At 42.1% G+C, this 10411-nt stretch carries 9 protein-coding genes; 7 read left to right on the forward strand and 2 right to left on the reverse strand.

Annotation, left to right across the window (positions count from 1 at the left end; translation table 11 throughout):
- Positions 1-17 precede the first annotated feature (17 nt).
- Positions 18-1259 carry an MFS transporter gene (locus F7734_RS58670; protein ID WP_347566474.1) on the reverse strand — a complete coding sequence of 414 codons (1242 nt, stop codon included), beginning with the start codon at positions 1257-1259 and terminating at the stop codon, positions 18-20.
- Between the two features lie 401 nt (positions 1260-1660).
- Here F7734_RS58670 and F7734_RS58675 point away from each other — a divergent pair, with 401 nt between their 5' ends.
- From F7734_RS58675 to F7734_RS58685, 3 genes are all read left to right on the forward strand, one after another.
- The gene (locus F7734_RS58675; RefSeq protein WP_166482812.1) at positions 1661-2941 is read left to right on the forward strand and encodes an aminotransferase class I/II-fold pyridoxal phosphate-dependent enzyme; all 1281 of its coding nucleotides are present in this window, start codon (positions 1661-1663) and stop codon (positions 2939-2941) included.
- 123 nt (positions 2942-3064) lie between these two features.
- Positions 3065-3322, forward strand: coding sequence for a hypothetical protein (locus F7734_RS58680; protein ID WP_155753388.1), 258 nt, complete (start codon positions 3065-3067; stop codon positions 3320-3322).
- Between the two features lie 293 nt (positions 3323-3615).
- Positions 3616-4791 carry a PAS domain-containing protein gene (locus tag F7734_RS58685; protein ID WP_347566475.1) on the forward strand — a complete coding sequence of 392 codons (1176 nt, stop codon included), beginning with the start codon at positions 3616-3618 and terminating at the stop codon, positions 4789-4791.
- A gap of 203 nt (positions 4792-4994) precedes the next feature.
- On the opposite strand, the gene F7734_RS58690 is transcribed toward F7734_RS58685, so the two are convergent.
- Entirely contained in the window at positions 4995-6539 is a 1545-nt protein-coding gene (locus tag F7734_RS58690) for a mercuric reductase (RefSeq protein WP_155753390.1), read from the reverse strand.
- Between the two features lie 167 nt (positions 6540-6706).
- Here F7734_RS58690 and ttcA point away from each other — a divergent pair, with 167 nt between their 5' ends.
- From ttcA to F7734_RS58710, 4 genes are all read left to right on the forward strand, one after another.
- Entirely contained in the window at positions 6707-7516 is an 810-nt protein-coding gene (gene ttcA, locus F7734_RS58695; RefSeq protein ID WP_155753392.1) for a tRNA 2-thiocytidine(32) synthetase TtcA, read from the forward strand.
- Between the two features lie 59 nt (positions 7517-7575).
- Positions 7576-8094 (forward strand): pentapeptide repeat-containing protein, encoded by a 519-nt coding sequence (locus F7734_RS58700; RefSeq protein ID WP_155753394.1) that lies wholly within the window; start codon positions 7576-7578, stop codon positions 8092-8094.
- An 85-nt stretch (positions 8095-8179) separates the two neighbouring features.
- Positions 8180-8899, forward strand: a complete 720-nt coding sequence (gene mtnC, locus F7734_RS58705) for an acireductone synthase (RefSeq protein ID WP_155753395.1) — start codon at positions 8180-8182, stop codon at positions 8897-8899.
- A gap of 333 nt (positions 8900-9232) precedes the next feature.
- Positions 9233-10288: a serine/threonine-protein kinase gene (locus F7734_RS58710; protein WP_155753397.1), complete on the forward strand. Its 1056-nt coding sequence runs from the start codon at positions 9233-9235 to the stop codon at positions 10286-10288.
- Positions 10289-10411 lie beyond the last annotated feature (123 nt).

Below are 10411 nucleotides of genomic sequence, written 5' to 3' on the forward strand. Positions count from 1 at the left end.
TCCCTACCCCCTCATCCCTACCCCCTATTTTTTGCCAATTTACTATTTGTAGAAAAAAATATCAGCAGCAGTGCAGCCGCGACAGATAAACTGGTTGATGTATAAAATATTGCTTCAATTCCACCATAATTAACTGTAGATCCAAGCAGGATGGGACAAAGGAACTGACCCAGAAAGCCTGCGCCTGTTCCGGCAGCAAGCACGGTTGATCGCAGTTCTACAGGAGCCAGAGAAGCCAGAATGCTGTAGAGATTGGGCATGACAATACCAAAACCTACACCAAAAAGCACTGCTGTTATCAAAATTAAGCCGAGTTCTCGGAGTAAGGGAATTGTTGCCACCGTCAGCGCCATTAACCCAAATCCAATTGCTATCGAACGTTCTGTGCCTATATTCTTGGCGAGTTGTCGAGCACCAAAGGCTGATATGGCTGCAGCCCCAACTGCTCGTGATGCTAAAACAACTCCATTGAGAACTGCTCCAACTCCTATGGTTTGTTTCAGGTATAGAGGTGTGTAGATAACTACAGAATACATTACGATAGAAGCCAACCCAAGGGTTAGTAACAACCACAGTGTGTATCGATCACCAAAAACTTGGCGGAGCTTGTCACGGGTTGGAACTGCATTTGATTTTTTCTGTTTGGACTGCTTTGTCCTTAAAATTGAGGCAGCCAAAATTGCTAGTGGCAATCCCAAGCTGTATAAATAAAAGGTACACTGCCAGTTAGATGAGCCTATCCAACCACCTAATAGAGGAAAGAAAATACCAGCAATTGTGAGGGTACTCGTTGCTTGACCCAAGGCTTGACTTCGCGCCTGACCTTCATACATCCCAGCTAATAAGCCCAGACTCGCCGCAGCAATTCCACCACTTGCTATGCCAAGCAAAGTTCGTGTCGCTAACAATGGCTCTATCGATCGCATAAAAGCTCCCGCCGTACCAGACAGAGCATAGAGGAGCAATGAAGCTATCAAAACACGCAAGCCACCTACTCGATCTGCCAGGATACCCAGAAAAGGGCTAAACACAGCATTTGTCAAGCAGTGAATGCTAAGTAAGTGAGCTGCTAGCCCCGGATTGAGGTTGAGTTGTTGCACCATTTCTGGCAATACGGGGGCAATAATTCCCCCCGCCATTGTTGTCAGAGAACCTGCTAATAGCAGCACTAACAGCTTGCGATCGCGTAACATCGATAAAATATGAGATATTTTTGATAATTCTGAAATTTCAACAAATACTGAGGTGAACAAGTTCACATAATGAAAATATACCGTACTGCTAAATTACACGGTTACTAAGACGAATAGGGTCATACAGAGGAATTACACATTTATGTATTTTAGCAGCAATAAACAACACAAGCACAAAAACATGGGAACCAACTACGCCATTGTAGTGGTCATAGAAGAGCAGGCAAACACTATACCTAAGTCGTGTCCATAGAGGAAAATAACTGATAATCCAGTAATATCAAAAATTCATGTAAAAATGTATTAAATCACAACCCAAGGCACACTTAACCCCAAAATTGGGGTGGGCGGTAACGCCTACAAATCAGGAACATGGAAGAAGACAGCGATCGCTGCCTATTCACTTTCCATAGCTAAAAGACACCTGTCTTGCGGGACAAACAATGTTTGGTGAGAGGAGTATAAGAGTGCAAATTGTCAAAGAGTACGTGCAGCGTTGGTACGAGAGTGGACTCGATCCAGATGAGTTTATTTGTCATCAAAAGCAGGGGAATTTGGTAGAGATTACAGAAGTGGCTACTGGTGAACGTCGGACGGTTCTCAGTTTCTGTAGCAACGACATTTTAGGACTAGTTCAAGAAGAAGCAGTCAAGCAAGCTGCGATTGATTCTATTCTAAAGTACGGCACATCTAACAGTTCTTGCTCGGTTTTAAGCGGTCGTATCGATTTACACCAACAGTTAGAGGACGAAATTTCCGCTTTTAAACATTTGCCACATACACAATTGTTTTTAAATGCTTGGATGGCAATGCAAGCTTTTATGGATGCCTTCTGTCACTTAGCCATCCCAGTACCTGGATTTCAGAATACAAGAGAAACTGTAATTTTCACAGATGTCCTCAATCACGGCTGTATTGTCTCAGCAGTAGTAAATGCAGGAACTCGTTCCGGTAAAGTATTTGGTCACAGCCCTCGCGTCCGAGTCAAAGCTTACCGCCACTGTGACACAGAAGATTTGGCTCGGAAAATGTATCGGCACGTCCGTCCCAGCGATCGCATTGTAGTTGTTTCTGATGCAGTCTTTTCCATGGATGGCGATATTGCTCCCCTGCCAGAAATGATCGAAGTCATGCGTAAGTACGAAGGTAGCGTCCTCCTGATGGATGAAGCCCATGCAAGCGGTGCTCTTGGTGCCACAGGAAGAGGAATATACGAACACTTTGATATTTTACCGTCTTACGCAATTGAGCGAGGCGTTATACCTTTAATTATGACAACGTTCTCGAAATTTGCTGCCTCAGCAGGGGCTGCAATCAGCACTCATGTATCAGAGTTAAAACCACTGTTAAATGTCTCCCCAACCTCTATAGGGACAATTTCGTTATCGCCACCACTGGCAGCAGCAGCATTAGAGAGTATCCGCCAAGTAAGGCAATTTCCAGAACGAGTGAAAAAACTGCAGGAAAATACCCGCTACTTGCGATCGCGCTTGAGCGAGCAAGGCTTTATGGCAATTGGCGAAACTAATGTTGTTCCAGTTGTTTTACCACCAGAGATCAATCCCAAAATTTTTGGGAGACAAATCATGAAAAACCATGGTGTTTGGGTATCTCCCATTTGGTTTGTTGCTAAACCCCGAATTCGCATTACGGTGAATGCCATCCATACCCAAGAAGATATGGATCTTTTAGTATCAAGCATGGTAGCCACTCGCAACCTATTGTATCAGCCAACAATTAGTGCCTAGCAAAATGATAAATCCCTTAAAAAATTCTGCAGTTAGAGCCTACAGTCCACCATTTGAAGGATGAGTCGCTACCTTTGTAGTTGATAATCTAACAAAAGCACTAAAGAACAAATAACTAAGAATATGGCATCCCCTACACCATTAAAAGGTACTGAACTAGTAGATTGTGCAAGAGCGAATGCCAAGCAGGGAATTGAAACTGCTGCTTACCAATGTGGCTATGGAGATGACCTTAACACTTTCGCACGAGAATTACGGAAAGCGTGTGAGGATATGAATTTGCAAGTTAAGGAACTCTCAGATTTAATTACCGAACAGGATCTGGTATTAAATATAGGTACTGGGGAAACTGTTGCCCCAAATACACCATCGGAACTTTAAGAGTGGTTAATATTCCCTTTCTACCAGACAATTACCTCAAGACGTAGGTAGGGCATGCCGCACATTTGTTGTTGGGGGACATTGCCCAATGAGACTCCTCTCAATGCGCTTAACCGACGCATAGGGGTGGCTACCCTACAAAAATTTAGTAATTCTAGAGCAGAAAGGAAGTAGATAATAGTTAGTAATTACTACGGGCGCAAGGTATGCGCCCGTACTTAGTGAGTAGGTAGGTTTTCCAATTCACTAACTTCTAACCACTTGATAGTTATGCTTTGTATCAGGTTATACCAGTGAATATAGACAAGCTAGAGATCGACAGATTCACGCAACGCGTACAGGGAATGCAAGTGCGCCTAACAAACTTGTATCAAAGTATTAACAACACACCTATAGTGCCAGATATACTGCCGCAGGCACTCATTGAACTTGGCAGTGCTTCGGAAATGGTGAGGATAGCGACACAGGAATTACACCAACAGAACCAACAACTCATAGAAACACGTAATTTGCTTGAAGCGGAACGCCAACGCTACCAAGATTTATTTGAGTTTGCACCAGATGCCTATTTAGTGACGGATATCCTTGGCATTATTCAAGAAGCAAATCGTGCGGCGAGTCAACTACTTAACGTTCCACAACAACATCTGGTAGGGAAACCCATAACTAACTATGTGGCATTACAAGATCGACCAACTTTTCGCAGCTTTTTGTTTCAACTTTATGAACGCGACCAAGTCACGGAGCTAGTATTATGCTGGCAGAAACGCAGTGGAGAGTTTTTTGATGCAGCAATGACAGTGGGTGTTGTTCGCGATGCGAAAGGAGTGCCGAGCTCGCTGCGTTGGTTGTTAAGAGACATAACACGACGAAATTTACAAGAGGTAACAGTTTCTGACGATCGCTGTGACTTTACTCAAGGCAGAGAGAGGTATAAGTATGCTAAAGGAGAAACTATCCCTCTTAACTCAAGTACAATTTGGTGCGTTCATCAAGGTTTGATTAAGCTAAGCACGTTATGTGATACAGGTGAAGAAGTGCTAGTTGGATTAGCAGGGCAAGGCATGATTTTTGGTTCAAGTTTAACTGCACTACACAGCTATCAAGCAATAGCTTTATCTGACGTAGAGATGGTATCAATCTACTTAGCAGAAATTGCCACTTCGCCAAAAATTAGCAATACAATAATTCCAAAAATCAATCAACGCTTACGGCAAACAGAATCATTTTTAGTAATTAGTGGCAGACGAAGGGTACAAGATCGCTTTCATTATCTGTTGCAATTTTTAAAACAAGAAATTGGTCAATCAGTTGCGGAAGGAACTCGCTTAAATTTTCGGTTGACTCACGAAGATCTTGCAAGCGCTTGCTGTACCACTAGAGTAACAATTACAAGACTTATAGGTAAATTACAACAACAAGGCAAAATTAGTTTTGACTCGAAACATCATATGATTATTAGGGAGTAGGGAGTGGCGAGTAGGGCAAAGGTATTAAAATCTTATAAATCTTGCGTGTTTCCTCCTAACCAGTTTCTTCAGCAAATAAGTAGACAGCAACTTCCCGCATTGCTTTGAGGTTATCAGTGTTGCGACGATCTATGTTGGAAATTTGACTTCACGACAAATTTTAATGCGTTTGCCCTACCCCTAGCCCTAATCCCTCACCCCTATCAAGAAAACTGTTTTACCCAAGCGAGCAATCGTTTTGTATTTGGTGTCAAAGTATTAGAAAGATAGTACGTATCTGCTGCTTTTTTAATAGCTTCAGATTGCGTTGGATAAGGATAAATAACTTGATTTAATTGACTTAAAGTTATCTTGTTAACAATAGCGATGGTGAGTTGAGAAATTATCTCACCTGCATGACGAGCAACAATTGTCGCACCAAGAATGCGATCGCTCTTTTTTGGATGAAGAATCTTGATAAATCCTTCTTCTTCGCCATCAGTCACTGCTCTATCGACATCCGTAAAAGGAATTTTAATCGTCGCCACGTCAATGCCCATTTCTTGCGCTTCACGTTCGTACATTCCCACATGGGCAATTTCGGGATCGGTATAAATTACCCAAGGCATAACGAGATTACTGAGTTTTTGACGCCCCAACCCAAAAGGAGAAAAGAGTGCATTTCTGATGACTATTCTTGCGGCTGCATCAGCTGCGTGAGTAAATTTCCAGTTCATGCATATATCACCGGCTGCATAAATTTTGGGATTTGTCGTTTGAAGATAATCATTGACCTTCACACCTTGATGGGGATCGTATTCTACGCCAATGGCATCTAAATTCAATCCTTCTACATTTGGAACGCGTCCCGTACCAACTAAAATATCATCAACAGAGAGAACATCTGTCTTACCATTGCGACTGAAGTAAAGCGTTTTGCCTTCGTTAGTTTTTTCGACTTGTTGTATTTTTCCTCCGAATACTAGGCGAATTCCTTCTCTAGCAAAAACTTTTTGGATAATCTCAGCAGCATCAGTATCTTCTTTACTAAGGATATGAGTTCCTTGGTGGAAGAGCGTTACTTCACAATCAAAACGGCGAAAAGCTTGTGCTAATTCACAACCAATAGGACCACCACCAATCACTGCTAAACGTTGGGGTTTTTGGATCAGAGAAAAAACAGTTTCATTGGTTAGGTATCCTGCTTCTTCAATTCCTGAAATTGAGGGTTGTGCCGCTCTCGCGCCTGTAGCAATGACGGCTTTTTTAAAGCGGAGAGTTTTTTCTCCAACTTCTACAGTATCATTGCTGGCAAACCGCGCACTACCCAAAAAGACATCCACACCCATTTTTTGGAAACGTTCTGCTGAATCATGAGGGCTGATTTTTGCCCTTACACGTCGCATCCTTTCCATAACAGTGGTAAAGTCTACGTCAACATATTTGGGCGCATTAATACCAAATTTTTTTGCGTTCCACATTTCTCCTACCACACGAGATGACCGGATGATAGATTTGGATGGTACGCAGCCAAAATTTAAACAGTCTCCTCCCATAAGGTGCTTTTCAATTAAGGCAACTTTTAAGCCTACGTTTAAAAGTGCTGCACCTCCGGCTACGACTAATCCTGCTGTACCGGCACCAATAACGACTAAGTCATAACAATCGGCAGGTTGAGGATTGACCCAAGTGGGTGGATGCACGTAGGATACCAATGTCTGGTTATACTCGTCCATTGGGCGAAGTGAGACTCTCTGGAATTCTGACATTGGCGATCGCTCCTTGATTCAAAAATGCAAAGTTAACTACTTGAGTTTTGCTTTTGCACTGGCAAAATAAAAATCCTTCCTTAAGGAATAGCAATTTTTCTGCCAGTCAGAGAATGGTTTATGCTACCCGACTAAAATAAATACGAGCGTTCTTTGGAGAATAACCTATGGAAACAACGGAGGTTCATAGCTCAAAAAGCTTTAAAAAACTCGAAGCACATTTACGTACTTTAGTAGGAAAAGCCATTGGAGACTACAACATGATTGAGGATGGCGATCGCGTCATGGTCTGCGTATCTGGTGGTAAAGATTCATACACAATGCTAGACCTGCTGCTCACTCTCCAGCGTAAGGCTCCAGTGAAATTTGATATTCTTGCTGTTAACTTAGACCAGAAGCAGCCTGGATTTCCAGAACACCTGCTGCCAGAGTATTTAGAATCTCTAGGAGTGGCTTACAGGATAGTAGAAGAAGACACATACAGTATTGTAAAACGTGTTATCCCAGAGGGGAAGACCAAGTGCAGTTTATGCTCTCGCCTGCGACGAGCCATTCTCTACAGAGTTGCAAGTGAAGAAGGCGCGACTAAAGTAGCTTTGGGACACCATCGGGATGATATTTTGGAAACTTTATTTCTCAATATGTTTTATGCAGGAAAACTCAAAGCAATGCCACCAAAACTTTTGAGTGATGACGGGCAACATATAGTTATCCGACCATTAGCTTACTGCGCCGAGTCCGACATTGAACAGTACGCGAACTTCAGAAAGTTTCCCATTGTGCCATGCAGTCTTTGTGGTTCCCAGGAGAATTTGCAAAGAGCACAAATAAAACAGATGCTCCAAGCTTGGGAAAAATCATACCCTGGTAGAATTGAAAGTTTGTTCCGCAGCGTTCAAAATGTTTGCCCATCCCATCTTGCCGACACTCAGTTGTTTGACTTTGCCAGTTTAAGTCCTCTGCAAAGCGATGCATAAGAGTGTAACTTAATAGTATTGTAAATATTGGAATGGAGTACAAGTTCTGGAACTTAAGGATGAAGCGTCAGGTAAAGGCTTGGTTAAAATTCATCGTTGGCGTACTGCTTTTTTTGTTGCTGACAGGGTGCTGGTTACTGTTAGACATTTCTCCCGCAATGGCACAGGAAAATACCGTTAACTATACCCTGGCTGATTTACGATATCAAGACTTTTCCAACAAAAATTTAGAAGGAACATCCCTTGCAGGAGCAAATATGCAGGAGACAAAGTTCCGAGGAACAAATCTGAGAGGAACTATTATGACTAAGGGGTCATGTGTGAAAGCAGATTTGGAAGGAGCCGATCTCTCAGGAACATTCGCCGATCGTGTCATCTTTATTGAAGCCAATTTAACGAACGCCATTTTTACGGATGCAATTCTAACAAGCAGTCGCTTCAACGGTGCAAAAATTACAGGAGCCGATTTTTCTGGTGCAATCCTAGACACTTACGAAGCGAAGTTGATGTGCGAACGCGCTGATGGAGTGAATCCCGTTACATCCGTAGCAACTCGCGATAGCTTGGGATGTCGATAATGGCTAATGGCTCATGGCTAATGGCTCATGGCTAATTGCTAATGGCTAATTGCTAATGGTATTAACAACTAACCACTAACAATAAATGACTTTAGATAATGCAGAAGTAATTCTTCTTGATATTGAAGGGACAACGACTCCAGTTGATTATGTGTTCGGAGTGTTGTTTCCGTTTGCACGCGATCGCGTGACTGATTTTCTCAAAACCCATCAGCAAGATCCTAAAGTTCAAACCGATCTGCAACTGTTGAGAAAGGAGTATGAAAACGATCTCGCACGGGAAGTGTCAGTACCTTATTGGCAAGAAACTGATGTGATGGGTGCTGTTCCTTATATTCATTATCTGATTTCGATTGACCGTAAATCGACTGGTTTGAAATCGTTACAGGGTAAGATTTGGGAGCAGGGGTATCGGGATGGTAGACTGCGATCGCAAATCTTTCCAGATGTCAAGCCTGCTTTTCAACGTTGGATAAGTGCTGGCAAACATTTGTATATTTTCTCATCTGGAAGTATTCAAGCACAACAACTTCTCTTTCGTTATAGCGAAGAGGGCGACCTCACGGGTTTTATTAGTGGTTACTTTGATACTCAAACTGGTTCCAAGCGAGAAGCTCAGAGCTATGCTAAGATAGCATCTACCATTGGAACGGTACCAGAGAAAATTCTTTTTATTTCAGATGTCACTGCTGAGTTGAAAGCATCTCAAGCAGCCCGAATGCAAACGCTGTTTTCTATAAGACCGGGGAATCACTCCTTTGAAGCAGAAGGCTTCCCTACTATTCAGAGTTTTAATGAGGTTTAAAATCAATAAGCGTTTCCTAATCTGCTGAGCTACAAATTTATTCGCATTCATTAGCCGTATATAGTTTCATCATAAAACAAGCAGCCCGACAGCAAATCCCGTAATTGTAAATCCATTATAGGTATCCTACGAATAGGAGGTGAAAGTGATGCAATTAGTGGAGCGTTCCGCGAACGATCGGGGCAGTTATCTGTTATAGAAAGCTATGTCTGCCCATATTTGACTATACGGAACTAAACCTGTACGGTAGTGCAACCCTTTGTAGAAAAATATTTTTGACGAATCAGAAAAACGCATATAATAAGTGTTTTACCTCAACTTCCTTTTTGTCCGATGAACGGCTCTTCACCAGAAGTACTTAAGTCCCACGCTGAGATTTTACAACGGACTCAGCTAGGTCAACTGTGCGGGACTAAACAGCTATTTTGCGATCGCTACACAATACTTAGGATTTTAGGGAGAGGTGGTTTTGGTGTCACGTTCTTAGCCAGGAATGCAGTGTTACCTGGGAAACCACTCTGCGTTATTAAACAACTTTGTCCGAAAGTGGACAACATCAATAGCTGGAAACGTGCTTGCCAACGCTTTGAAAAAGAAGCAAAAACATTGGCTCAATTAGGAAGTCACTCTCAAATTCCCATGCTTTTAGACTACTTTGAAGTGAGTGGGGAATTTTACTTAGTTCAAGAATATGTCAAAGGTTTTAACTTAGCACAGGAAGTTCAACGGACTGGTTTATACAGTGAAGCCGCAGTGAAAAAACTTTTGCGAGAATTGCTGCCAGTATTGCGGTATATACATAAACATCATGTCATTCATAGAGATATCAAACCTCATAACTTACTTAGATGTGAAGATGACGGAAGGTTAGTGCTCATTGATTTTGGTGCTGTCAAAGAAGAGTTGGTGTTAAAGAATGGAACACCAACGGATGTACCTGCAAATACCAATTTTATTGGAACGATGGGATTTGCTCCGCCAGAACAGCTTTCCTTGCGTCCAGTTTATGCCAGTGATATTTACGCACTCGGTGTAACTTGTCTTTATCTTTTGACTGAAAAACTACCTCTGGAATTTGAGTATGATGTCAAAACAGGTGAGATATGTTGGCAAAAAGAGATAAACGTTAGTGCTTATTTTGCTCAAATTTTAGAGCGAATGCTCAAACTTTCTTTAGAAGAGCGTTTTAAATCGGTTGATGATGTCATTTGGGCTTTGGACATGGAAAATCACTTGCCCACTTTGACTGACTGTTTAACAACTCAAAGATTGGGAGTCAATGCTCGAAGTGTCAGCGAAGAAGCAGAATACTTGACGCCTACAGAAAGAACTGCAAGAGCGATTCGCGATTGGCAAACAAAGTTGAAAGGAAGAATGGTTAGTGGATAGTGGTTGGTTGTTAGTTGTTGGTTGTTAGTTGTTGGTTGTTAGTTGTTGGTTGTTAGTTGTTGGTTGTTTGTTGTTAGTTGTTTTTTGTTGTTTGTTATTATTTTGTAATTTGTATATGGTATT

Source organism: Scytonema sp. UIC 10036 (assembly GCF_009725235.1).